Genomic DNA, 24,541 nt, shown 5'->3' with positions numbered 1-24,541 from the left:
CAAGGTTGGGGGCACAGCGGCCAGCAAAACAGTCGAGCTTTGTCGCTGGGTTATCAGGGCAGCTAGGGAAGCGTCAATCTTGGCTACAATGACAACGCAGACAGTCAGCATTTTACCTATGGCACTTCCGGTGCCCTTCTGGTCCACCCTTACGGAATAACGCTGTCACGCTCGCTGGGAGATACCGCGGTATTAGTTCGCGCCCCCGGTGCGAAAGGGGTGACAATCAGCAACGGTAACGTACAGACCGACTGGCGTGGCTACGCCGTACTGCCGGGCGGATCGGTCTACCACAAAAACACCATCAATCTGGACCCGTCCACCCTGCCGGAAGGGGTGGATATTGACCAGACCAGCCGCAACGTTTACCCGACCAAAGGGGCGGTGACACTAGCCAATTATCAGGTTCGGCTGGGCAACCAGTTGCTGTTGACCTTAATACATCATGGCAAACCCGTGCCCTTTGGCGCCACCGCGACGCTGGCAGGAAACGCAACTCAAGCCGGCAGCGGCATTGTGGGCGATAACGGCCGGGTTTATCTGAGTGGCATGCCGTCCGCCGGTCATGTGAAAGTCAAGTGGGGAAACGAGGCAAATCAGCAATGCACCACCCGTTATCAGGTGTCGTCCGATACCCCCGGGAAACTGGTGCAGGCCGATGCCGTGTGTCTATAAGCGTAACCTTCATATGGGCAACCTGACCGGTGTGCCCGATGAGATATCACCTGTCTCGCTTTTACGTCCGGGGCGCCACCAAAAGCGAAGTTAGCCCCGACAGTGAAAGAGCGATGTGAACAGATGAGTAATTTGGAGAGAGAAGGATGTTAAACACTGAACGTTTGTGGGGCGGTCATACAGAAAACCCCGTCCCAGCCATCATGGGGCCAGGGGCGTCACTGCTCTTTTTATTGACCGTATTACCCCTCCAGGCGGCCGAGACTTATCAGGATTGCGAAACTGAACTGGTGAATAAGGTTAGCAATATTACCGTCACCGGCTATGCCATGATGCCGAACAACAAAGATAAGCGTGATTATTCACGGGATGAAATAGTGGGATATACCACCAGCGGCCCTCTTGACTGGTCGACAACTTGCCGCGTCCCCACCGGGACCCAGTTTATGGCCTACACCGTAGGATCGGGGACCAACTCATTGATCTCTTCGTCATCACCGGGTAGTGTCCGGGTAGGAAAGGCTGGCGACTTTATGGTTGATATCGGGCAATCTTCACTCTCTTGCCAGATGCATGGTTCACCCGGAACCTATCAATCGACCAGTCTGGTCAAAGGGAATACCAGCGTTAACCTTCCCTGCGTCCCGGATGCCAACGGTCTGGTTGATATCAGTGTCCGCTCGGTGACCGGGGCCATTTACCCGGACAGTGACGGCAATTTCAATGCGAAACCGGGTGGAAGTCATTTGTCCGTGGGCTCTATCGGCTGGACTTCAACAGCCGTATCGGGTTCCAGCAGCATACCGAACCCCCTGTGGACCACGGTTATCCTTTCACCGGTCAAAAAGCCGTCCACCTGTGCGGTTGTTCTTACTCCGTCATCGGTGGATTGGGGAACAGTGAAAAGAGCCGGCAAACAGGTGGGAGATCCACTTGAGTTAGCAAGGCAGATAGGGATAAGCAGCACCTGTTCCGGCGATGACGCGGTATTCCAAAATTCACGCCTGCTTTACCGAATCGATGGGCCGTTTGTGCCGGGGAAACCGAATGCCTTGGCCTCGTCAATAGAAGATGTCGCCTTCGCGTTTACTGATGCGGCCAACAAACCCTTATCACTCAGTACCGGGCACCGAGGTGAAGGGCCAAATGCAAGATACGTTAAACAAGGGGACGATAGTTATACGGCATCAACACAACTGTCTGTGGTACCGATTCTGTTGAAGACAGACGGTGCCGGCGGGCAAGCCAGAGCCGTCGCGGTCATTTCCGTATGGTCGGATGTTAACTTCGTCGACCCATCGGCTTAGTTATTACTCTTGTTGCAGCGCCTACTGGCGCTGCAACAAGCTAGCCGACAACCCCAGATAAGTTAAATGACTCCTTATATACCCGTCATCTTTCAAGTTGCCTCTTTGTTAGCTGCACTCACTCACCCCGGTCACATAGTTATCTATGCTCCCGGGGATTCATTCCCTTGCCGCCGCGATGCATCTTGAAATCCATAGGGTATAGAGTGATTAATTTGATGAAGCTTGGACAAATCAGAGTCATTAAGACAACGAATCAAACCAATGCCCCATAAATCGTCAGTAAAGCAACGACAACAATGATAGAAAAAGTCACCTTTTTCGCCAATATCACCGCTGCAACAGGCGTTTGAATTGAATCAAGATGAGGCCCGCGACTTAATGAAAACTGAGCAAGCTGACAAAGCACTTTATATTGTGAAGTTCTTAAATCACTAAGAGAAGCAACCCACGCCGGTAAAGCCCGTTCACCATGCCCTAATAAAGCATAGGCAACGCCAGCCAGACGAGCAGGAACCCAATCCAACCAATGCAACAAGCTGTCAACACCAGATTGCGCTCGCTGAACCGAAGTACCATATAGCGCTAACCATCCCTGATAAGCTCTCAAAAAGCCATATCCCATCAAAATAACCGGACCTAATTTACCCGCTATAATCAACCAAAAAATCGGCGCCAGATAATAGCGAAAATTTATCCATAGCAACGCATTTTGTATCTCTCGCAACATATTCTCTTTGCTAGCATCAGAGGGTAAACCATGAATAATTGCGAGACGCGTAAGATATTCCCTTTGTTGTTCCCTATCATCCTGATGAACAGTACGAAAATATTCACGATAATCATGCCGTAAGCGCCCCGCTCCGATGCACAGCAAACAAATAAACACCCATAACACCAGTTCAAAAATGCCGAACATAAAATCATTTAATATTTCAATCAATACCCATGTAATTAGCATGACTACTAACGTCATTAAAAGGCTTTTCCATAACGAAAAGGATTTCATACCGGTAAATAATGGCTCAAGACGGTGCTCCAATTGCCAATGGTCACCCATTTTAAAAACTCGTTCCCACGCCAACACTAACAACAGTATAAAGAGAGTCATTCTTTCTGCTCCTGTAACAATTGCTGGTAATGTATCCAATCGAAATAAAGTCCCAGATCAATTTTTCTTCCCAGAACAACATTATTATAGCTAGTGATATGCTCTTTTATATCCAGCCCTTCCTATATACCCGTTATCTTTCAAGTTGCCTCTTTGTTGGCTGCACTCACTCACCCCAGTCACATAGTTCCCGGGGATTCGCTCCCTTGCCGTCGCGATGCATCTTGAAATCCATAGGGTATAAATCATTATGTCAGTACAACAAAATTTTCCTGGAGATAAACTATTTTCCTGGAGACAAACTAATACGATGAATAACCAATAAAACGGTTGCTCACCCTGTGGGCACAAATCGTGTGAAAGAAATTTTCTAACTCAATTCATCATGCAACCACATTTTTTCCTTTCCTTAATCTAGATGATAAAACCAAGATAGTAGTTGTTCACTACACAACAGGATAGCATGTTAAGATCATTAATATTGTTATCACCTCTGGAGCTTTTTAATGACAAAACAAAATTACAATGTAGATCAGCGCCGTGCAGTTCTTATGGAACACTTGCAGAATGACATTCCTGCCAGTGTAACCCTCGCACTAAAAGAAGATCTGGGCGGAAATACAAATTTCACCTCTGATATTACCGGCCAATTAATTCCCGCAGATAAACAAGCCACCGCTGTCATTATCACTCGGGAAGATGGCATTTTCTGTGGACAACAATGGTTGAATGAAGTTTTTACTCAATTAGGCGACCAAATCTCCATTGAATGGTTAGTCAAAGATAGTGATACGATTACAGCTAATCAAAAACTTTGCATATTACGAGGCCCAGCACAGATATTACTGACCGGTGAACGCACCGCCCTTAACTTTATTCAAACTCTCTCTGGCGTTGCAACGGAAGTCAGTCATTATGTTCACCGTCTTACCGGTTTAAAAACTCAATTACTTGATACACGCAAAACGCTACCAGGACTACGCACAGCCTTAAAATATGCCGTACTTTGCGGAGGTGGTAATAATCACCGCCTCGGATTATTCGATGCTTTCCTTATTAAAGAAAACCATATTATTGCCAATGGCTCTATTAAACAGGCAGTAGATAAAGCTCGTTATTCTCACCCTGATGTCCCTGTTGAAGTCGAAGTAGAAACGCTAGATGAACTCATTCTGGCACTCAAGGCTAATGTTGATATTATTATGCTAGATAATTTTACTATCCCAATGATGAAAGAAGCCGTCGCTATCACATCAGGAAAAGTCGCTTTAGAAGTATCCGGTAATATCACCCTGGATACTCTGCACAGCTATGCTGAAACAGGTATCGATTTTATCTCTGTTGGAGCACTCACCAAACATATTAGAGCATTAGATCTCTCAATGCGCTTTCAGTAATTATACCCGTTATCTTTCAAGTTGCCTCTTTGTTGGCTGCACTCACTCACCCCGGTCACATCGTTATCTATGCTCCCGGGGATTCGCTCCCTTGCCGTCGCGATCCATCTTGAAATCCATTGGGTATAGCAATAATGATATTGATGGTGGTGCAAATCAGCAATTAGTTACTCACAAATTTGCGAACACCACCGTAAATATTTTTGCAAACCTTGCAATTCAGAAATTCTTTTTCGAGTCAATTCCATAACCTTTATACATCCTGTTTCATTTTTTCCTCTTTCCTTCATTCTCTATATCGCAATACCACAACACGGAGAAAGAATATGAAACAACAAGGATTTACTTTAATGGAGATCATGGTTGCTATTGCTATCATTTCCATCTTAAGTGCCATTGGTATTCCTAGTTATCAGGGATATATTCAGAAAGCCGCTTTAACAGATATGCTACAAACTATTGTGCCTTACAAATCAGGTATAGAGCTTTGCAGTTTTGAAGCTGAAGATTTCATAGGTTGCAATACAGGAATACCATCAATTCCCAAAGGTCATAACAGCAGATATATCGGGAGTATTTCAGTTAAAAATGGAGAAGTGATCATTAACGGGCAACAGAGTCTTAAAAATCTCAGCGTTACATTAAAGCCGATACAAAATACACAAACAGGTACAATTAAATGGAATAATAAATGTGAATCAACAAATAGTTCATTAAAGAGCCGTTGTCAGGAAATATTTGAATTTTAATTCATTACCCTTATCAATACATATTTACACAGGAAGCAATCAATAATGAACTCACTTTCAACGGCAGAAAACACATTGATGGAAAGAGAAATTCATGATATTTGTCAACGCCACCAATCTGTTGTAATAAAAAAAGATGATAATACGATAACAATTGCCAGCAGCGAATTACCCAATGATGATTTATTATCAGCATTACGTTTTATTTCCGGATGTATTGTTAATGTAGAAATTTGGCCACTGGCAAGGATCGAATCAGTATTACATCAAAATATTTCACTGAATCATGTACCAGAGGAAAAATCCTCTCTATTACCACTTAAAGCTGATATCAATACAGATGAAAATGATGCCCCCGTCATTCAACTTATTAATCAAACTTTATTAACTGCAATTCAGCGGCGTGCATCCGATATTCATTTTGAACCCTTCCAACAGGGTTATCATATCCGTATCCGGGTTGATGGCGCATTACACCTCTTGTCTTCGCCATCTCATCAAATGAATGCAAGCATTGCCGCACGCCTTAAAATAATGGCGAAATTGAATATTGCTGAAAAACGGTTACCTCAAGATGGACAATTTGATTGGTCTGACACCCGACACAACTATGCTATCCGTATGGCGACTTTGCCAACCATACACGGAGAAAAAGTTGTGCTTAGAATATTAAATACAATGCAGCAATTATCGTTAGATCAATTAGGTATTCCTGACCCATTATTGAATCAGCTCCGACAAAAACTCGCATTACCACAAGGAATGATTTTAGTGACTGGTCCAACGGGTAGTGGAAAAACCGTAACTTTATATAGCTGCTTACAATATCTGGATCAGAATAAAAAGAATATTTGTAGTGTAGAAGATCCCGTCGAGATCCCACTGAATGGCATTAATCAGACACAAACTAATAGCAAAATCGAGCTCAATTTTGCCAAAGTATTACGGGCACTATTACGCCAAGATCCTGATGTCATTATGGTAGGAGAAATACGTGATGGCGAAACAGCCGAAATTTCAGTAAAAGCGGCACAAACAGGTCATTTGGTTCTTTCTACATTACATACTAATTCAACCATAGATACATTATCGCGCCTACAAAATCTGGGTATTTCAGGTTATATGGCTGCTTCTTGTATCAAATTAATTATCGCCCAACGACTTGTCAGAAAATTATGTCTTCATTGCCGCAAGCAACAAACAGAAGAAACCATTATTAATATTGAAAATAATTCTCTATTTATTAAGCAATGGTTAGCAGTTGGTTGTGAGCATTGTTTCTCCGGTTATTATGGCCGAACGGCTATTTATGAATTCTTAGAAATAACTTATGATATTCAACAAATATTATCAGAACAGAATCCTAAAAATGTGCAAAAAACCATTATGGCTCAAAGAAAAGACACTTTACTTTCATCAGGTGTTTTATTAGTGGAACAAGGTATCACGACATTAGAAGAAATTTATCAAGTCACAGGTCAGGAATAATAATGAAAATTCATTATCTTTATAATTGGCAAGCAGTGAACAACAAAGGCGAAATATCAAAAGGGAAATCACTATGTGATAACAGGAAAGTTTTATATCATCAGCTTATTCATTCTGGATTGCAACCTTATAATATAAAATGTGAAAAATTGATATTTTATCATCAACAACAAATTGCCTACCGTTTGAATTTCATTCGTCAATTGGCAACACTATTATCATCAGGAATGCCATTACTGAATTGCCTCAACATTCTTATTCGAGAATGTGCTCATCCATTATGGCACTGTGTATTATTAGATATTAGCAAGAAAATTACCCGTGGAGAATCATTTTCCTCCTCATTAAAAAATTATCCATTTCTATTCCCACCTTTATTTTGTCAACTTATTTCTGTTGGTGAATTAACCGGGCAATTAGAAGTCTGCTGTCAATTATTGGTTAAACAACAGGAGCAACAAGATAAGTTACAGAAGAAAATAGCAAAAGCACTACGTTATCCTCTGATTATTACCATTGTTGCCAGCATCATTATTTTATTGATGCTTATTTTTGTTTTACCTGAATTTGAACATATTTATCATTCATTTGATGCACAACTTCCTCTGCTCACCCGCAGTTTATTAATCACTTCCAACTGGCTGATTCAATACGGTGGCTATGGTGTTACTGGATTAATTATACTGTTCCTATTTTATCTACAATTACGTCAACGCCATACAATATGGATTACTCGTGAAAAAAATCTAATGTTACGTTTACCCGTTATTGCAAAATTAATTAGTTGTCAGCAATTAGGACAACTTTTCCATATTCTGTTTATGACACAAAAAGCCGGCCTAACACTCACCGCAGGGTTAGACAGTGCTATTGCATCAATAAATCATCCGGTATTTCTGCAAGCGACTAAATTCTTACGATCTCAAATTAATCAAGGGGTACCAATGAGCGAAACACTGAAACAACAATCTTGTTTTCCTGCTCTGTGTCAGCAGTTTGTCAGTGTTGGTGAAGAATCTGGCAATCTGGAGCTATTATTAGGCAATCTCGCTAATTGGTACCAACAACAAGCATTGGAGATTTCTGATAATATGACCCAGTTACTAGAACCAATACTTATAGTCATAATAGCAATTATTGTCGGTACGCTATTGCTCGCAATGTATTTACCCATTTTTCAACTGGGTACAATACTCACCTAAAGCAAAAATGATTCTGTCGCTTTGTCTCTAGGTCATCTGCCCCCTTTCGGTTACAATCCCGAAATAGTATCAAGTAATATTAAGGGATAGGATGACTTATATTATTGCACTCACAGGTGGGATTGGCAGCGGTAAAACCACCATCGCCAATGCTTTTGCAGCGCTTGGTGTTCCTCTTGTTGACGCAGATATTATTGCCAGAGAAGTCGTTGCTCCTGGAACGCCTGCCTTACAAACCATTTCAGAACACTTTGGTCATGACATATTGACACCCGATGGTAACCTTAACAGAGCACTGTTACGCCAGAAAATATTCACAAACAATCAAGAAAAACAGTGGGTTAATCAACTTCTTCACCCTCTAATACATCAAGAAACCCGACTGCAATTAGAACAGATAACGACACCTTATGTTATTTGGGTTATTCCATTATTAGTCGAAAATAATTTAAGGCATTTGGCAGATCGGATTTTAGTCGTTGACGTTTCACCTGAATTACAAATCAGCCGGGTAGCCACTCGTGATGGTATTAGCAACCAACAGGTTGAAAATATTTTGGCTGCCCAGGCATCCCGTAGCGAGAGGCTGGCTTATGCCGATGACATTATCTCAAATCATGATAACGTACAGGCAATTGCTCCTCGTGTTGCCGAACTACATCAACAATATTTAAAGTTAGCTGGATCAGCCAGGCAGGATAATCATGATGAGTGACACAACTTCTACAATCATTTTTGAACACCCACTGAATGAAAAAATGCGGGCATGGTTGAGAATTGAATCTTCTCTGCAACAACTCACCAGTCAACGCCATCTAGACTCACTAGCAAGCAGCCTCGCCTTCTTCCGCACTGTGACTGAGCTACTTGAAGTGCTAGAACGAGGGGAAGTACGTTCTGAATTGCTAAAAGAGTTAGAACGCCAACAGGCAAAATTAAAACAATGGGCTGAAATACCCGATGTTGATATTAATATCGTCAATAGTTTCAGATTAAAATTGAAAGAGCGAGCTATCGCATTAAGTAAAGCTCCACGGCTGGGGCAATCCCTCAAAGAAGATAAAATTATCAGCCTGGTGCGCCAGCGTCTCAGTATTCCCAGTGGCTGTTGTGGTTTTGATATACCCACCTTACATCTATGGCTTCACTTACCACAATCACAAAGAGATAAAATGGTCGCATTCTGGATTGATAGTTTGCTACCTCTCCAACAAGCCCTGGAAGGTATTTTAGAACTCATCCGCCAATCTGCTATTTTTCGTTCAGAAATCAGTAAAAACGGTTTCCATCAGAATACAGCAGAAGGCGCAGATTTACTAAGATTACGTTTGCCATTAACACCTTTATTGTTTCCCCAAATTTCCGGTCATAAGACCCGCTTTGCTATTCGTTTTTTACCATTAGATAGTGAAAAAGGCTCCGTGCCAGCTCATTTACCATTTGAATTGGCATGCTGTTAATATTACGAACTAATTATCAGGAAAATTATTATGTCTGAATTACTCACGATTGAATGTCCAACATGCGGTAAGACTGTGGTTTGGGGAGAAATAAGCCCATATCGCCCATTTTGCAGTAAACGCTGTCAATTAATTGACTTAGGCCAGTGGGCAAATGAAGAGAAACGGATACCAAGCCAAAGTGAAAACTCCGATAGTGATGATTGGAGTGGACAACCTGAGCAATAATAAATAGCCGCGTTATTAATAATGCGGCTATTGACAACTCAAGCAGTAAGTAATGCAACAATGCTGCGATTAGCAGGCGGGAATTCATCAGCAATTAAATCTTTCTGTAATACCCACCGAGAAAGTTGCTCTTCTTTACCGAAAGGTTCATTTTCCCATTCATCCACCAAGAAGAAATACAGAGTAATCAACCTGTCAGGAAAATCATGTTCAACCGTTTTTACCAGCTCATAATGAGTAACTGTAATACCAATTTCTTCCTGTAACTCACGTATTAAAGCCTGTTCAGGCGTTTCTTCTTTCTCAACTTTCCCACCAGGGAATTCCCAGAAACCACCCATATGGGCATCAGCATGACGCTGAGTAATAAAAATTTCATGTTGCGTATTTCTGATAATCCCAGCGGCTATATGCAGGTGTTTCTTTTCCATATTACCCTTACTTCTTCATCTATTTTTTTGATTGCTCAACAACTAAATGCTATATCCAACGTTGCTCACTTAAAACTAACAGTAAAAAGGCGGTTTCCCGCCTTTTCATTGTTACTGCAAGCGCCCGTGGCAATGTTTATATTTTCTACCCGATCCACAAGGACAAGGATCATTACGGCCTACTTTACGAGCTCCACTGGCAATCTGAGCTTCTGTTGTAGACATCAATGCGCCTTTTTCAACCTCATGGCTTAATTGCTGTTGCCTTGCCAAGCGTTCAGCTTCCGCCCGGCGCTGTTGCTCCAATGCCTCTACTTCCTCCGGCAATCTCACTTGAACTTTGCTCAATGTACTAATCACTTCATATTTCAGCGATTCCAGCATGTTTGCAAACATAGCGAAAGATTCACGTTTATATTCCTGTTTTGGATCTTTCTGAGCATAACCACGGAGATGGATCCCCTGACGTAGGTAATCCATTGCTGCCAGATGCTCTTTCCACAACATATCCAGAGTCTGCAACATGATACCTTTTTCGAAATTACGCATCATTTCAATGCCAACAATCTCTTCTTTACGTTTATAGACTTCAACAGCCTGTTCAAGGATACGCTCACGCAACGTCTCTTCGTGTAACTCAGGCTCTTTATCCAACCACTCTTTGATCGGCAACTCTAAATCGAAATCAGTCACTAAACGTTGCTGCAAACCTTCCACATCCCACATCTCTTCCAGAGATTGAGGGGGAATATAAGCATCGATGGTTGCTTTAAATACATCTTCACGAATGCTACCAATGGTTTCACTAACATCACTCACATCCAGCAAGTCGTTACGCTGAGCATAAATAGCACGGCGCTGATCGTTAGCAACATCATCGTATTCTAACAATTGTTTACGTATATCGAAGTTACGGCTCTCCACTTTACGTTGAGCATTAGCAATGGCTTTGGTTACCCACGGATGTTCAATCGCCTCACCCGGTTTCATACCCAGTTTACGCATCATGCCAGTGACACGATCAGAGGCAAAAATACGCATCAGTGAGTCTTCCATTGATAAATAGAAACGGGATGATCCCGCATCCCCTTGACGCCCGGAACGCCCGCGTAACTGATTATCAATACGACGAGACTCATGACGCTCCGTACCGATAATATGCAAACCACCCGCAGCCAGAACCATGTCATGACGCTCCTGCCATGCGGTTTTAATCTCTTCAATCTGAGCTTCTGTGGGCTCTGTCAATTTAGCAATTTCTGCCTGCCAACTGCCACCCAGCACAATATCTGTACCACGACCAGCCATGTTAGTCGCAATAGTTACCGCACTCGCCTGACCCGCCTGAGCAATAATATCCGCTTCCATTGCATGAAATTTGGCGTTAAGTACGTTGTGCTCGATACCCGCGTTAGTCAGTTCACGGGAAACCAGTTCAGATTTTTCAATAGAAATAGTTCCCACCAATACAGGTTGCCCCTTGCTGGTACGTTCTCGGATATCTTCAATGATAGCTTCAATTTTTTCAGCTTCGGTCATATAAACCAGATCTGGCAAATCATTACGGATCATTGGACGGTTTGTCGGAACCACAATGGTATCAAGCTTATAAATAGAGCTAAACTCAAACGCTTCTGTATCTGCCGTACCGGTCATACCCGCCAGTTTTTTATACAACCGGAAGTAGTTTTGGAAGGTAATTGAAGCTAACGTTTGGTTTTCATTCTGAATTTCTACACCCTCTTTAGCTTCAACAGCCTGATGCAATCCATCAGACCAGCGACGCCCCTGCATAGTACGGCCCGTATGCTCATCAACAATAATGACTTCACCCTCTTTCACGATATAGTCAACATCACGGGTAAACAGCGCATGGGCACGTAGTGCGGCTGTAACATGGTGCATTAACATGATGTTAGTGGGTGAATACAGAGATTCACCTTCTTCCATCAATTTCGCTTCCACTAACAATTGCTCAACCAGAACCAGACCGCGTTCTGTCAAGTTAACCTGACGGGATTTCTCATCAACAGAAAAGTGGCCTTCTCCTTGGAAAGTCTCTGAATCTTCTTTTTCCTGGCGAATCAGTTTAGGGATCAGCTTATTGACCTTGATATAAAGTTCAGAGCTGTCTTCCGCCGGGCCGGAAATAATCAATGGGGTACGCGCTTCGTCAATCAGAATGGAGTCAACCTCATCCACCAGCGCATAATGCAATTTACGCTGAACACGCTCTTCCGGACTAAATGCCATGTTGTCACGAAGATAGTCAAAGCCATATTCGTTGTTAGTACCATAGGTAATATCCGCCGCATATGCCTGGCGTTTAACGGGTGCCGGCATACCTGGCAGGTTAATACCAACACTCAATCCCAGAAATTCAAACAATGGGCGGTTATTTTCGGCATCACGCTGCGCCAGATAATCATTCACAGTGACTACGTGAACACCATGCCCAGTTAATGCATTCAAATAAGCAGGCAAAGTCGCTGTCAGTGTTTTACCTTCACCAGTGCGCATCTCCGCAATACAACGTTCATTCAGAACCATACCACCCAGTAACTGAACGTCGAAATGACGCATAGCAAACACGCGCTTACTTGCTTCACGTGCTGTTGCAAACGCTTCAGGTAACAGATTTTCCAGCGATTCGCCTTTTTCCAAACGGGCACGGAATTCGGCTGTTTTACCCTTCAATTCATCATCAGACAATTTTTCAAACTCTGGCTCCATGCGGTTGATGACATCAACAACTTTACGCATACGGCGCAGTGTACGGTCATTACGACTACCAAAAACCTTTGTTAATAATTTAATCAGCATAGTTAATTACATCTCAGATAAGGCCGTTATCTCGCAGCCAGCAAATAGTTATTTATTTCGAAAATTTGTAAAAAAACGAAGATTCAGAGGTAAGCAGTAGGACCTGCACGGATACCTTGGGCTTTAGCAATCCAAAACGTCGGAGTATAAGAAGATTGTGATGCAACATTCAGGAACAGTATATCTAAGACTGGTTCAGGTGGCTTAGGTTCCCGAACTAATAGTGTATTCAGGGTTTCCAGAACAAGCTGCTGAATACTGCAAGAACTTAACCGGATACTTTGTTTTGCTGTTTCATCGCTCATAGGTTGCGAAACAGAAAAAGCAAAAGAAAGCTGTCTTATCACGTTACGTACAGCATGTTGTTGCCAGTAATTAACGCCATTGGCTGGCTGGTGTTGAACATTCTGCAATGAGAATAGATTATCAAAAGCCGATAAAGCCTGATTTTGCCAACTCTGGCTAGGCGAGGTATTAGCTTGTGAAATATTATCGGTAACACCCGCTAAAATGGTAGGAACGCCAATACTTGCCGCAACCACCCCTAATAACAGATGTGACCAGAAATAACGTCTGCCAAATTGTCGCCAAAGATTTAGAATACCCATTAATCCTTCATCATACCGGAGCTACTTTCATTATGCGCGATAGCCGCCCACAATCATTAGATGTTCTTTTTGAAGACGCCGCCGCCGTTGAGAAAAGCCCGCTTCATGTTATCCAGCAACGTGCCGTCGCTTTGTTAAAACTTAACCGTGCCGTTGTCAGCTTGCTTCCCGCACAATTACATCCGTGGTGCCGGGTCGCTAATTATCGCAAACAAATTCTGGTACTGGAAGCAGGAAACGCCAGTTGGATGACCAGATTACGTTACGAGCTGCCAACGCTGCTTTCTACACTAAGAAGCGAAATTCTACCATCATTGTCATCTATCGACATCAGGATTAACCCATCACTCATGATTAAGCATGGCAATAGTGCGCAGAGCTTCGCAAAAACGATGAGCGATGATCATAAAACTTTACCGACACGTCAGTTAAGTCAAGAGAGTGCGAAAGAATTAATAATGCTAGCGAACCGTAGTCCAAAAAAGCTGAAGGAAAGATTAGAACGACTAGCTGCACTGGCCGGAGAGAGTGCCAGTACAGCTAAAACGACTAAGCGATAACGCTAAATAAATTTAAGTGCTAACGCTGATAAGTGCTAACGCTGAATAGTGTTAACGCCGAGTAAAAAACATCAGCGAGAACAAAATCACTGATAACATAACCCACTGATATATCATTGAATTATTATCAGCATACTAGAGAGTTATGCCATTGCAGTTGATGGAGCACGAAAAGCCAATGGCATTTCAGCTTCATCTTCGAAAGTAATCAGCTCCCATGCACTTTCTTGCGCCAGAACTGCCTGCAATAGTTTATTGTTCAACGCATGACCAGATTTGAACGCAGTAAATGCGCCAATGATGTTATAGCCACACATAAACAGATCACCAATTGCATCCAGCATTTTATGGCGGACAAATTCGTCTTCAAAACGCAAGCCATCTTCATTAAGCACACGATAGTCATCAACAACAATCGCACAATCAAAGCTGCCACCTAAACACAACCCTTTAGATTGTAAGTACTCAATATCACGCATAAAGCCAAATGTACGTGCACGACTGATTTGACGAACAAACGCTTCTGCCGAGAAATCCAGACAGTAACGTTGAGTGCTTGAATCAATCGCAGGGTGATTGAAATCAATAGTGAAATCCAGGCTGAAACCATTATAAGGCGCCATCTCTGCCCACTTATCCCCCTCCTCCACACGCACGGTTTCCTTAATACGCAGGAATTTTTTAGATGTGTTCAGCTCTTCAATACCCGCATCCAACAGCAGGAAAACAAACGGGCTGGCACTACCATCCATAATGGGAATTTCTGGCGCATCAACTTCGATAATAATATTATCGATACCTAACCCCGCAAGCGCTGCATTCAGGTGCTCAACCGTTGAGATTCGCACGTCATGCTCATTTACCAGGCAAGTACAGAGCATAGTATCACGCACGGATTTTGCATCTGCCGGAAAATCAACCGGTGGATTCAAGTCAGTGCGGCGATAGATGACCCCGGTGTTAGCCGGTGCTGGGCGCATTGTTAGCGTGACTTTTTTGCCGGTATGTAGACCGACACCAGTCGCCTGAACAATACGTTTAAGTGTCCTTTGTTTGATCATCGTTTTATCTCGCAATGTTATCCATCCTGCCAACCACTATACACTATGATTGGCGGGCAAGTTTAGCACAAAAAGCGGAGAATCCAATTTTTTAGCTATTAATCGGCCTGTTTACGCAAAAATGCAGGAATATCCAAATAATCAGGCTCCTTGCTAGTTTGTACGCTTTGGTCATTCACCACTTTTGCTGCTGGTTTATTTTCTTCAGACAATGAAGACATACCGCCAGGCATTTGCTGATGACGGTGTTCCATTACACTTGACTGAGAAGACTTATTGGTAACCAACGTAATTTCAGGACGTTTATCCATACCAATACCCGTGGCAACCACAGTCACACGCAACTCATCATTCATGTCTGGATCCAGAGAGGTGCCGATCACGACAGTTGCATTATCAGATGCAAATGCTCGGATCGTGTTACCCACTGTTTCGAACTCATCCAAACGCAGATCAAAGCCAGCAGTAATGTTAACCAGAACACCACGAGCGCCTGACAAGTCGATATCTTCCAGCAATGGGCTGGATATCGCCATCTCAGCAGCTTCTTCCGCACGATCTTCACCCTGCGCAATACCGGAACCCATCATAGCGTAGCCCATTTCGGACATCACGGTACGCACATCAGCAAAGTCAACATTCATTAGACCTGGACGCGTGATCAGTTCAGCGATACCCTGAACCGCACCTTTCAAAACATCATTAGCTGCGCCGAAAGCGTCCAGGAGTGAAATGCCGCGGCCAAGTACTTTTAACAGTTTGTCGTTAGGGATAGTAATCAATGAATCTACATGCTTGGACAATTCAGTGATCCCTTGTTCGGCAAACGCCATACGTTTCTTACCTTCGAAATTGAAAGGCTTAGTCACCACAGCAACTGTCAAAATTCCCAGCTCTTTTGCAATCTCAGCCACCACAGGCGCGGCGCCAGTACCGGTACCACCGCCCATACCGGCAGCGATAAATACCATATCCGCACCATCAAGCGCAGTACGCAATGCATCCCGATCTTCTTGAGCAGCAGTACGACCAACTTCCGGGTTTGCACCCGCCCCCAAACCTTTAGTAATACCATTACCAATCTGGATAGTCTGGCCGACAGCAGTTTTACGCAATGCCTGAGCATCCGTATTTACTGCAAAGAATTCAACACCTTCGATGCGTTCACGCACCATGTGCTCAACAGCGTTACCGCCGCCGCCGCCGACGCCGATGACCTTAATCACCGCGTCATTGGTTAATTCTATTGGTTCAAACATAGTTTCTCTCCGCTTTATGCCTTTATATCGAGACTAAAAATAGATGTAGTCTCTGTATAAAATTAAAACTCTTTTTTCAGCCAGCTACTGACTCTCTTAAACCAACGGCTCACTGAAACATGTTTTTCAATATCCGCATCACCATTAAGATGAGAGGCTTTTCCGTAATGCAGCAACCCTACCGCTGTTGAATAATAGGGTTGCTGCGCATAGTCCGTCAGACCAGTAATATTAAGAGGTTGACCGATACGCACCTGAGCATGAAACACACGCTGAGCGCATTCAGCCAAACCATCAATCTGAGCACCACCGCCAGTCAAGACAATACCCGCCGCCAGATGGTGTTTAACCCCCTGCTGGCGTAACTGTTCCTGCAATCGCAAGATTTCATCATTCACTAAATTCAGTAATTCGATGTAACGCGGCTCAATGACTTCAGCCAACGTCTGACGCTGTAAGCTACGTGGTGGGCGTCCACCGACACTAGGTACCTCCACACTTTCATCTTTGCTGACCAACGAACCTAGTGCACAACCGTGGCGTACTTTTATCGTTTCTGCATCGCTTGGTGGCGTACCAAAGGCATAAGCAATATCACTGGTGACAACGTTACCGGCATAAGGAATAACTTTGGTATGACGCAGCGCTCCGCCGGTATACACCGCAATATCCATCGTCCCTCCGCCAATATCTACCACGCAAACGCCCAATTCACGCTCGTCTTCGGTCAAAACAGCATAGCTGGCAGCCAACCCGGAAAAAATAAGCTGATCGACTTTCAAGCCACAGCGTTCAACGGCTTTTGCAATATTCTTCGCCATATCATTATGACAGGTAATCAAGTGAACTTTCGCCTGCATACGTACACCGGAAAGCCCCACCGGATTTTTAATGCCTTCCTGATAATCGATAGCATATTCTTGCGGAATAACATGCAGTATTCGGTATTCATCACGTACACGAACTGATTTGGCAGTATGAACAACATTGTCCACATCTTCCTGAGTAACTTCCTCTTCGGAAATAGGAACCATCCCGATTTCATTCTGACAACTGATATGTTTTCCAGATAACGCCAGATAAACAGAGGAAATTTGACAATCTGCCATCAATTCAGCCTGATCGATAGCCCGCTGTACACATTTAACAACCGACTCTAGGTCGTTTACACCGCCTTTATCCATACCGCGGGATGGACAGCTTCCCACCCCGATAATATTAACCATACCATCGGGCAGAATTTCACCAACAAGGGCAGATACCTTTGCTGTGCCAATCTCTAGGCCAACTACTAATTTTCTGTCCGTCGATTTGATCATCGTTGTTCTGCCTGCCTCATATAATTATTGCCAGTAATTGTTTATTGCCCTTTGACCGGAGCATTAGGATCACCAATTGGTAAAGATGCCCAACCTACCGCGGCACCACTGTCATAACGCAAATCCACATAATCTACCCTTTTCTCTGTGTTCTGCTGTAACAGCGGATAAAGCTCGATAAAACGTTTAATACGGCCTGTTGTATCCATTCTTCCCAGCTTTAGCTGGATACCATTATCCAGAATCAGTTGCCAGGAACGACGCGCAGTCATTGCCGCCGCTTTTAATTTCAGTTTATTGGCAGCGAGAAGTTTAGCCATGGCTCGGTAACCATCAAGTACTTCTTTTTCACTGCCTTGTGGGCCATAAAGCATCGGGAAATACCCTTTAGCTCCCCATTCAGCCGGAATGCTGAATACCTGACCTTCGGCATCCAGCATCTGTGTGTCATTCCAGCGCACATAAGGGATATATTCTACCAGATGAATTCTCAGTTCATCAGGCCACTGTTTACGGACAGTGACTTGCCTTATCCACGGCATCCGTTCAATTTGTTGCTGAATGATATTCACATCCTGCGTCATGAAAGTTCCCGGTTGCCCTAGTGACAAAATTGCCTGCCGGATATCATCGTTGGTAGTGTAGTGACGCTCACCCGTTACCACCAGTTTTGAAATAGGCAATCTGTTAGCATCTTTCATCCAGTTAAGGACGGCCAAACCTCCCCAAATAATGGTCCCAAGTACCATCAGGAAGAAGATAAGCCCTGCCAGGTAAGAGCCGTTACTAGGACGGGAACTGCTATTTTCATTATCCCGTCCCCTCACTTTCAGGGCCGCTTGAGACATATCAATCAGCCAACTCCAAAATCTTTACCACCAACTGTGAAAAACTTAATCCCGCCTGACGCGCAGCCATCGGCACCAAGCTGTGACTGGTCATCCCCGGAGAGGTATTCACTTCCAACAGATAGAAATCACCATCAGTATCCATCATGACATCAACTCGCCCCCAACCACTGCACCCAACTGACTGATAAGCTTTAAGCGCCAGTTCTGTCAATTGCTGCTCTTTTTCATCACTTAAGCCACTTGGACAAAAATATTGTGTTTCTTCAGACCAATATTTTGCATCATAGTCATAAAAAACAGCAGCGGGTTGAATACGAATAGAAGGCAAAGCCGTATCACCAAGGATGGCTACTGTGTATTCCGGGCCGTTCAACCATTTTTCTACCAGCAAGTCAACGTCATAACGAAACGCTGCCTCTAATGCGCCACGCAACTCTGAAATCTCATCAACCTTAGTCATACCAACACTGGAACCTTCCAGACTTGGCTTAACAATTAATGGCAAACCTAAACCTGCTACATATTCTTGGAGTTGAGAATCAGTCAATCGTTCAAATTGCTGAGAATTAATTGAAACATATGGCGAAACAGTCAACCCAATTCCCTGCCATAACTGTTTTGTCCGCAATTTATCCATTGACAGTGCAGAGGCCATCACGCCACTACCGGTATAGGGTAACTGCAAAAATTCCAATACACCTTGCAAAGTACCGTCTTCCCCACCACGCCCATGAAGCGCGATAAAGACTTTCTCAAATCCAGCTTCTTTAAGTTGAGTCACAGGAAAATCTTTTGTATCAACTGGATGTGCATCAATACCCGCTTCTCTCAATCCAGCCAACACGGCTTGTCCCGATAACAGCGAAACTTCACGCTCAGCGGAAGTTCCTCCCAACAGTACCGCGACTTTCTCAGCCATTGTGTTTTTCCTCATTCAAAGATGGCTGTAATTTCGTTTCAGCCAGATTACGCGCTATTTTGCCTATATTGCCGGCCCCTTGAACCAGAATTAAATCATTACCATCCAGCACCTGTGCCAATGCAGCGGTCACCTTTGCCGGATCAGAGACCAAAATCGGATCTAACTTACCGCGGCTACGGATAGTACGGCACAACGAACGACTATCTGCCCCCGGAATAACCACTTCACCCGCAGAGTAAACATCCAACATCAGCAATACATCTACCTGATTCAATACATTGGCAAAGTCATCGTACAAATCACGAGTTCGGGTATAACGATGAGGTTGAAATATCATCACAATCCGTTTATCCGGCCAGCCAGCACGAGCGGCTTTAATGGTTGCATCCACTTCCGTTGGATGATGACCATAATCATCAACCAACATCGCACTGCCACCTTTGCCGTTAACATGTTCCAGAGGAAAATTCCCCAAAAAATCAAAACGGCGCCCGGTTCCCTGAAAACCTGCCAACGCAGCCAAAATATCACTGCCAGAAATCCCCTCCTCAGTCGCAACAGCCACTGCCGCCGCCGCATTCAGCGCATTATGGCGACCCGGTGCATTCAATACGACTTTCAGATCCGCCATATCTTGACGACTAACAGTAAAATATCCCTGAGCACCTTTTTGCTGATAATGGGTGATACGTACGTCCGCTTCTTCACTAAAACCATACGTCGTGATATAGCGCCCAACACGAGGAATTAACTCTTTGGCAACCGGATCATCAATGCACATGACTGCACGTCCGTAAAAAGGTAGGTTGTGCAAGAAGTTGATAAACGTCTGTTTCAAGTTTTCGAAGTCACCATGATAGGTATCCATATGGTCTGCTTCGATATTCGTAATGACCGCCACCATCGGCTGCAAATGCAAGAAAGAAGCATCACTTTCGTCAGCTTCCGCAATTAAATAACGGCTACTGCCAAGACGAGCATGCGTTCCTGCTGCTTTAACTAAACCACCATTAACAAAAGTGGGATCTAAACCAGCCTGTGCATAGATGCTAGAAATCATCGCTGTTGTTGTCGTTTTACCGTGAGTCCCGGCAATAGCAATACCATGACGGTAGCGCATCAGTTCTGCCAACATCTCTGCTCTGCGAATAACCGGAATTCGGGCCTCACGAGCAGCAACAATTTCCGGGTTATCCGCCAAGATTGCGCTTGAAGCCACAACAACACTGGCATCCAGTATATTTTCAGGACGATGATTAAAATAAATCTGAGCGCCCAACTTAGTCAGTTGCCGAGTTACCGGGTTTGGGGCCAAATCAGATCCACTGATCTGATAACCTTCATTAGCCAACACTTCGGCGATCCCCCCCATGCCAGCACCACCAATGCCAACAAAGTGGATGTGCCTGACTTTTCTCATCTCAGGCACGAAAACTCTTAATTTCGCCAGTTGTTGTGTATTCACGTTTTCTTCTTCACTATATATGTTTGCTTCACCGCCCCTTTTAAGGCGGTCTAAATCATTTTTTTGCCGCATCGATTAATGCCGCCGATACTCGCTCAGTTGCATCAATAATTGCTGCTGAACGGGCTTTTTCCGCCATTTCCAGCAATTGCGGCCGTTGCCACTGAGTTAATAATTCGATTACTGCATCAACCGTAAATTGGGGTTGCTCCAATATTTTTGCTGCGCCAACCTTTTCTAGAGGTAACGCATTCCAGTATTGCTGACGATCTTTATGCTGAAATGGCACAAAAATCCCAGGTAATCCCACCGCTGACACTTCACTAACCGTCAACGCGCCAGAACGACAAATCACCACATCAGCCCAAGCATAAGCTTGTGCCATATCGTCAATAAATTCAGTAATCTTATGTTCGCATTTAACTAAATTGTCATAGGCATTCTGAACACTTTCTTTAGCCCCTTTGCCTGTCTGATGCCAAAGAGTAATTTTATCACCCATACGGGCAGCAATTTCAGGCATTGCCTGGTTAAGAATTCTCGCCCCCTGACTGCCACCAACAACCAGAACTCGAATCGGACCTTCACGCCCTGTCAAACGTTGTTCAGGTATAGGCAGTGTCAACACATCTTCGCGAACAGGATTGCCAACAACGGGCGCTTTTGGAAATGCGCCGGGAAATGCTTGTAAAACAGTCGTAGCGATTTTAGCCAGCCACCGGTTTGTCAGCCCGGCAATACCATTCTGTTCATGCAATACAACCGGAACACCGCACATCCACGCAGCAATGCCGCCGGGACCAGAAACATATCCCCCCATGCCAAGCACGACATCTGGCTGATAGCGACGCATAATCGCCTTTGCCTGACGAATTGCTTTGAAAATCCGGACCGGGGCAGCCAACAATGCTTTGATCCCTTTACCTCGCAGACCAGAAATCTGAATAAATTCAATATCAATGCCATGTTTTGGCACTAAATCGGCTTCCATACGATCCGCTGTTCCCAACCAGAGAACGTCCCAGCCCTGGTCTTTTAAATGATGAGCTACAGCCAGACCAGGGAAGACATGTCCTCCAGTTCCACCTGCCATCACCATCAAACGCCGGGTTTTGCCACTCATCGGGGGCTCCTTACAAACGCTTGAGCTTTTGCCAAGCGTGTTTCAAAATCAATTCTTAATAGCAATACGATAGCTGTCGACATAATCAGCAAACTTGAACCACCGTAACTAATCAAAGGTAAAGTCAAACCTTTAGTCGGTAACATACCTGCGGCGGCCCCAACGTTAACCAGAGCTTGGAAACTAAACCAAATACCCACCGAACAAGCCAGAAAACCCGAAAAACGCTGATCCATCTGTAATGCGCGACGACCTATCGTCATTGCGCGAAAAGCGACGAAGAATATCATTAACAACACCAAAACCACACCTACGTAACCTAATTCTTCTGCCAAAACAGAGAAAATAAAGTCAGTATGTGCTTCCGGCAGGTATTCCAGTTTCTGTACTGAATTTCCTAGTCCTTGCCCTAAAAATTCCCCTCGACCAAAAGCCATCAAAGATTGCGTTAATTGATAACCTTTGCCGTATGGATCTTCCCAAGGATCCAGAAAGGAAGTTACACGGCGTATACGGTAAGGTTCAGCAATGATTAACAAAACCACCGCGAATACCCCTGAACCAATAATTGCTAGAAACTGCCATAATTTTGCCCCGGCCAGAAATAGCATTGCCAACGTTGTTACAAACAGTACAACCACTGTTCCCAAGTCAGGTTGAGCCAGAAGTAACACCGCTAACACGACCATCACGCCCATTGGCTTACAGAATCCCCAAAAGTTATTCCGCACTTCTTCTACTTTGCGCACCAAATAACTGGCGAGATAGCAAAATAGAGAAAGTTTCGATAACTCAGCAGGTTGAATCCTCAAAGGCCCAATGGCAATCCAGCGCGATGCACCATTTACTGAATTTCCCACCACCAGGACAACCAGCAACAAAATAACGGAAATAAGCAGCATCAGATTGCTATAGCGTTGCCAGAAATCCATTGAGATACGCAATGTAATCAATGACAACCCGAAAGCCAGCAAGAGATAAATCGCATCACGCTTAGCAAACAGAAACGGATCTTCTGCAAGACGCTGCCCAACCGGCATCGATGCTGATGTCACCATAACAAAGCCGATAATTCCTAATCCGAGTGTCAGCCAAACCAGTGTGCGATCATACAACACCATATTGGCGGCATCAGTTTCACGGCCACCAATAACCCAGTCTTTTAATCTACTGAATCCCGGAATAGACATCAGCCCAACTCCTCTGCCAAGCGGGTAAACTCATGACCACGCTGTTCAAAATTACGGAACTGATCAAGGCTTGCACAAGCAGGAGATAACAGCACCATGTCACCAGCCACCAGACGCGGAGCAATATCACGTATCGCCTGTTCCATAGTTTCAGTCAATATCGCTATTTCCGGGCGTAGTTGAGCCAACTGTTTTCCATCCCGACCAAAGCAGTAAAGCTGAACTTTATTCCCGCTCAGGAAAGGTTTAAGCGGAGAAAAATCTGCCGACTTGCCATCACCACCTAACAGCAAATAAAGCGAGCCCTCCAAGTTCAGACCATCAAGCGCCGCCACCGTACTACCAACATTGGTCGCCTTAGAATCGTTAATCCAACGCACCCCGTTGTTCAGGCGAACAAGCTGGAAACGGTGGTCAAGTCCCGGATAAACCGTCAATGTTGCCAAACTGGCTTCACGAGGAATACCAACCGCATCAGCTAAAGCCAATGCAACCAACCCATTGACGTAGTTATGTCGTCCAGTCAGCTTAATTTCATTTGTCGCCAGCAGTGATTGGTTGTGAGCTTTCAAAAAAGCATTTTCACTATCAAGCTGGTAGTCACCACAATCGACACCAAAGCTGACACAACGGCTATCCATACCCGTTTCAGGCAGTGTCAAGGGATCTTGAGCATTCACAATGCATCTTTTCGCCTGACGATAAATCCTCAGTTTAGCTGCCCGGTACTGAGATACCCCCTGAGGATAACGATCCATATGGTCCTCAGTCACATTAAGCACAGTGGCGGCTGTTGCGTTCAGACTATATGTAGTTTCCAACTGGAAACTGGAGAGCTCTAAGACATAAAGCTGACAAGATTTCTTCAACAATTCTAATGCAGGTAGGCCAATATTACCGCCAACACCCACCTGCCAATTAGCCGCTTTCGCCATTTCACCGACAAGACTGGTAACGGTACTTTTACCATTAGAGCCGGTAATGGCGACTATCGGGGCTGTTGTTTCACGGCAAAACAACTCGATATCACCAACAATTTCAATACCTGCATTAGCCGCAGCCTGCAATTCCGCCGTTGCCAAGGCAACGCCTGGGCTTACAACAATCAAGTCAGCATCCATCAACCAGCCAACATTCAGGCTTCCACTGTGACACTCAACACCATCGGGCAGTTTATCCTTGCCGGGTGGTACCGCACGAGTATCTATCACATGAGGGATCACACCTCGTGCCATAAAAAAGTCAACACAGGAGAGACCCGTTAGCCCCAACCCGATAATGACGACTTTTTTACCCAAATAATCTGCCATGA

General features: G+C 44.4%; 23 protein-coding genes and 1 pseudogene. 11 read left to right on the top strand and 13 right to left on the bottom strand.

Annotated features, from left to right (window positions below; all coding sequences use genetic code 11):
• Positions 1–78 precede the first annotated feature (78 nt).
• The 3 genes and pseudogenes from LG003_RS14725 to LG003_RS14715 all read left to right on the top strand — a co-directional run.
• Positions 79–387 (top strand): annotated as a pseudogene (locus LG003_RS14725) (fimbria/pilus outer membrane usher protein); the annotation flags it as partial.
• Positions 385–675, top strand: coding sequence for a FimD/PapC C-terminal domain-containing protein (locus tag LG003_RS14720; RefSeq protein ID WP_262981045.1), 291 nt, complete (start codon positions 385–387; stop codon positions 673–675). The pseudogene LG003_RS14725 and the gene LG003_RS14720, both read left to right, overlap by 3 nt.
• A 146-nt stretch (positions 676–821) precedes the next feature.
• Positions 822–1,982 (top strand): hypothetical protein, encoded by a 1,161-nt coding sequence (locus LG003_RS14715; protein ID WP_262981042.1) that lies wholly within the window; start codon positions 822–824, stop codon positions 1,980–1,982.
• Between the two features lie 256 nt (positions 1,983–2,238).
• Here the strand turns inward: LG003_RS14715 and ampE are convergent, their stop codons facing one another.
• Entirely contained in the window at positions 2,239–3,093 is an 855-nt protein-coding gene (ampE, locus tag LG003_RS14710) for a beta-lactamase regulator AmpE (protein ID WP_112878531.1), read from the bottom strand.
• Positions 3,094–3,599: 506 nt separating this feature from the next.
• Between ampE and nadC the strand changes: the two genes are divergently transcribed.
• The 7 genes from nadC (at position 3,600) to yacG (ending at position 9,617) form a co-directional block, all read left to right on the top strand.
• Positions 3,600–4,490, top strand: a complete 891-nt coding sequence (gene nadC, locus LG003_RS14705) for a carboxylating nicotinate-nucleotide diphosphorylase (protein WP_112878532.1) — start codon at positions 3,600–3,602, stop codon at positions 4,488–4,490.
• Positions 4,491–4,816: 326 nt separating this feature from the next.
• Entirely contained in the window at positions 4,817–5,239 is a 423-nt protein-coding gene (gene ppdD, locus LG003_RS14700; RefSeq protein ID WP_112878533.1) for a prepilin peptidase-dependent pilin, read from the top strand.
• Positions 5,240–5,284: 45 nt separating this feature from the next.
• Entirely contained in the window at positions 5,285–6,727 is a 1,443-nt protein-coding gene (gspE, locus tag LG003_RS14695; RefSeq protein WP_262981041.1) for a type II secretion system protein GspE, read from the top strand.
• Positions 6,728–6,729: 2 nt separating this feature from the next.
• Complete coding sequence (hofC, locus tag LG003_RS14690; RefSeq protein WP_112878535.1) at positions 6,730–7,929, top strand: protein transport protein HofC; 1,200 nt, start codon at positions 6,730–6,732, stop codon at positions 7,927–7,929.
• Positions 7,930–8,020: 91 nt separating this feature from the next.
• Positions 8,021–8,644 (top strand): dephospho-CoA kinase, encoded by a 624-nt coding sequence (gene coaE / locus LG003_RS14685; protein ID WP_262981040.1) that lies wholly within the window; start codon positions 8,021–8,023, stop codon positions 8,642–8,644.
• Complete coding sequence (gene zapD / locus LG003_RS14680) at positions 8,637–9,389, top strand: cell division protein ZapD (RefSeq protein ID WP_262981044.1); 753 nt, start codon at positions 8,637–8,639, stop codon at positions 9,387–9,389. The genes coaE and zapD overlap by 8 nt, the downstream gene beginning before the upstream one ends.
• A 30-nt stretch (positions 9,390–9,419) precedes the next feature.
• Positions 9,420–9,617 (top strand): DNA gyrase inhibitor YacG, encoded by a 198-nt coding sequence (yacG, locus tag LG003_RS14675; RefSeq protein WP_011147806.1) that lies wholly within the window; start codon positions 9,420–9,422, stop codon positions 9,615–9,617.
• A 38-nt stretch (positions 9,618–9,655) separates the two neighbouring features.
• Here yacG and mutT read toward each other — a convergent pair whose 3' ends face one another.
• The 3 genes from mutT to secM all read right to left on the bottom strand — a co-directional run bounded on the left by mutT (position 9,656) and on the right by secM (position 13,479).
• The gene (mutT, locus tag LG003_RS14670) at positions 9,656–10,048 is read right to left on the bottom strand and encodes an 8-oxo-dGTP diphosphatase MutT (RefSeq protein WP_112895352.1); all 393 of its coding nucleotides are present in this window, start codon (positions 10,046–10,048) and stop codon (positions 9,656–9,658) included.
• 111 nt (positions 10,049–10,159) lie between these two features.
• A complete protein-coding gene (gene secA, locus LG003_RS14665) occupies positions 10,160–12,871 on the bottom strand; it encodes a preprotein translocase subunit SecA (protein ID WP_262981039.1) in 2,712 nt (903 codons plus the stop codon).
• An 83-nt stretch (positions 12,872–12,954) separates the two neighbouring features.
• Positions 12,955–13,479, bottom strand: a complete 525-nt coding sequence (gene secM / locus LG003_RS14660; protein WP_112878540.1) for a secA translation cis-regulator SecM — start codon at positions 13,477–13,479, stop codon at positions 12,955–12,957.
• A 32-nt stretch (positions 13,480–13,511) separates the two neighbouring features.
• On the opposite strand from secM, the gene LG003_RS14655 reads away from it, so the two are divergent.
• On the top strand, positions 13,512–14,039 hold the full coding sequence (locus LG003_RS14655) for a DUF721 domain-containing protein (protein WP_112878541.1): 528 nt from the start codon (positions 13,512–13,514) through the stop codon (positions 14,037–14,039).
• 143 nt (positions 14,040–14,182) lie between these two features.
• Here LG003_RS14655 and lpxC read toward each other — a convergent pair whose 3' ends face one another.
• The 9 genes from lpxC to murD all read right to left on the bottom strand — a co-directional run bounded on the left by lpxC (position 14,183) and on the right by murD (position 24,539).
• The gene (gene lpxC, locus LG003_RS14650) at positions 14,183–15,100 is read right to left on the bottom strand and encodes a UDP-3-O-acyl-N-acetylglucosamine deacetylase (RefSeq protein ID WP_112878542.1); all 918 of its coding nucleotides are present in this window, start codon (positions 15,098–15,100) and stop codon (positions 14,183–14,185) included.
• Positions 15,101–15,198: 98 nt separating this feature from the next.
• Positions 15,199–16,359, bottom strand: a complete 1,161-nt coding sequence (gene ftsZ, locus LG003_RS14645) for a cell division protein FtsZ (protein WP_112878543.1) — start codon at positions 16,357–16,359, stop codon at positions 15,199–15,201.
• 62 nt (positions 16,360–16,421) lie between these two features.
• Positions 16,422–17,678 (bottom strand): cell division protein FtsA, encoded by a 1,257-nt coding sequence (gene ftsA / locus LG003_RS14640; RefSeq protein ID WP_011147813.1) that lies wholly within the window; start codon positions 17,676–17,678, stop codon positions 16,422–16,424.
• Positions 17,679–17,719: 41 nt separating this feature from the next.
• Complete coding sequence (gene ftsQ, locus LG003_RS14635; protein ID WP_262981038.1) at positions 17,720–18,526, bottom strand: cell division protein FtsQ; 807 nt, start codon at positions 18,524–18,526, stop codon at positions 17,720–17,722.
• Position 18,527: 1 nt separating this feature from the next.
• A complete protein-coding gene (locus LG003_RS14630; RefSeq protein WP_112878545.1) occupies positions 18,528–19,448 on the bottom strand; it encodes a D-alanine--D-alanine ligase in 921 nt (306 codons plus the stop codon).
• Positions 19,441–20,916, bottom strand: a complete 1,476-nt coding sequence (murC, locus tag LG003_RS14625) for a UDP-N-acetylmuramate--L-alanine ligase (protein ID WP_112878577.1) — start codon at positions 20,914–20,916, stop codon at positions 19,441–19,443. Before murC ends, LG003_RS14630 begins: the two co-directional genes overlap by 8 nt.
• A gap of 55 nt (positions 20,917–20,971) precedes the next feature.
• A complete protein-coding gene (gene murG / locus LG003_RS14620; protein WP_262981037.1) occupies positions 20,972–22,039 on the bottom strand; it encodes an undecaprenyldiphospho-muramoylpentapeptide beta-N-acetylglucosaminyltransferase in 1,068 nt (355 codons plus the stop codon).
• The gene (gene ftsW, locus LG003_RS14615) at positions 22,036–23,229 is read right to left on the bottom strand and encodes a cell division protein FtsW (protein ID WP_112878547.1); all 1,194 of its coding nucleotides are present in this window, start codon (positions 23,227–23,229) and stop codon (positions 22,036–22,038) included. The genes murG and ftsW overlap by 4 nt, the downstream gene beginning before the upstream one ends.
• Complete coding sequence (gene murD / locus LG003_RS14610; protein ID WP_262981036.1) at positions 23,229–24,539, bottom strand: UDP-N-acetylmuramoyl-L-alanine--D-glutamate ligase; 1,311 nt, start codon at positions 24,537–24,539, stop codon at positions 23,229–23,231. Before murD ends, ftsW begins: the two co-directional genes overlap by 1 nt.
• Between the last annotated feature and the right edge of the window lie 2 nt (positions 24,540–24,541).

This window comes from Photorhabdus kleinii (assembly GCF_025384885.1).
Taxonomy (GTDB): Bacteria; Pseudomonadota; Gammaproteobacteria; order Enterobacterales; family Enterobacteriaceae; genus Photorhabdus; species Photorhabdus kayaii.
This window is presented reverse-complemented; position numbering and strand designations above follow the sequence as displayed.

Bases quoted from the DNA above. Each gene is read 5' to 3' on its own strand.
- LG003_RS14715 (WP_262981042.1), top strand. From the start codon at position 822: ATGTTAAACACTGAACGTTTGTGGGGCGGTCATACAGAAAACCCCGTC.
- ampE (WP_112878531.1), bottom strand. From the start codon at position 3,093: ATGACTCTCTTTATACTGTTGTTAGTGTTGGCGTGGGAACGAGTTTTT.
- nadC (WP_112878532.1), top strand. From the start codon at position 3,600: ATGACAAAACAAAATTACAATGTAGATCAGCGCCGTGCAGTTCTTATG.
- ppdD (WP_112878533.1), top strand. From the start codon at position 4,817: ATGAAACAACAAGGATTTACTTTAATGGAGATCATGGTTGCTATTGCT.
- gspE (WP_262981041.1), top strand. From the start codon at position 5,285: ATGAACTCACTTTCAACGGCAGAAAACACATTGATGGAAAGAGAAATT.
- hofC (WP_112878535.1), top strand. From the start codon at position 6,730: ATGAAAATTCATTATCTTTATAATTGGCAAGCAGTGAACAACAAAGGC.
- coaE (WP_262981040.1), top strand. From the start codon at position 8,021: ATGACTTATATTATTGCACTCACAGGTGGGATTGGCAGCGGTAAAACC.
- zapD (WP_262981044.1), top strand. From the start codon at position 8,637: ATGAGTGACACAACTTCTACAATCATTTTTGAACACCCACTGAATGAA.
- yacG (WP_011147806.1), top strand. From the start codon at position 9,420: ATGTCTGAATTACTCACGATTGAATGTCCAACATGCGGTAAGACTGTG.
- mutT (WP_112895352.1), bottom strand. From the start codon at position 10,048: ATGGAAAAGAAACACCTGCATATAGCCGCTGGGATTATCAGAAATACG.
- secA (WP_262981039.1), bottom strand. From the start codon at position 12,871: ATGCTGATTAAATTATTAACAAAGGTTTTTGGTAGTCGTAATGACCGT.
- secM (WP_112878540.1), bottom strand. From the start codon at position 13,479: ATGGGTATTCTAAATCTTTGGCGACAATTTGGCAGACGTTATTTCTGG.
- LG003_RS14655 (WP_112878541.1), top strand. From the start codon at position 13,512: ATGCGCGATAGCCGCCCACAATCATTAGATGTTCTTTTTGAAGACGCC.
- lpxC (WP_112878542.1), bottom strand. From the start codon at position 15,100: ATGATCAAACAAAGGACACTTAAACGTATTGTTCAGGCGACTGGTGTC.
- ftsZ (WP_112878543.1), bottom strand. From the start codon at position 16,359: ATGTTTGAACCAATAGAATTAACCAATGACGCGGTGATTAAGGTCATC.
- ftsA (WP_011147813.1), bottom strand. From the start codon at position 17,678: ATGATCAAATCGACGGACAGAAAATTAGTAGTTGGCCTAGAGATTGGC.
- ftsQ (WP_262981038.1), bottom strand. From the start codon at position 18,526: ATGTCTCAAGCGGCCCTGAAAGTGAGGGGACGGGATAATGAAAATAGC.
- LG003_RS14630 (WP_112878545.1), bottom strand. From the start codon at position 19,448: ATGGCTGAGAAAGTCGCGGTACTGTTGGGAGGAACTTCCGCTGAGCGT.
- murG (WP_262981037.1), bottom strand. From the start codon at position 22,039: ATGAGTGGCAAAACCCGGCGTTTGATGGTGATGGCAGGTGGAACTGGA.
- ftsW (WP_112878547.1), bottom strand. From the start codon at position 23,229: ATGTCTATTCCGGGATTCAGTAGATTAAAAGACTGGGTTATTGGTGGC.
- murD (WP_262981036.1), bottom strand. From the start codon at position 24,539: ATGGCAGATTATTTGGGTAAAAAAGTCGTCATTATCGGGTTGGGGCTA.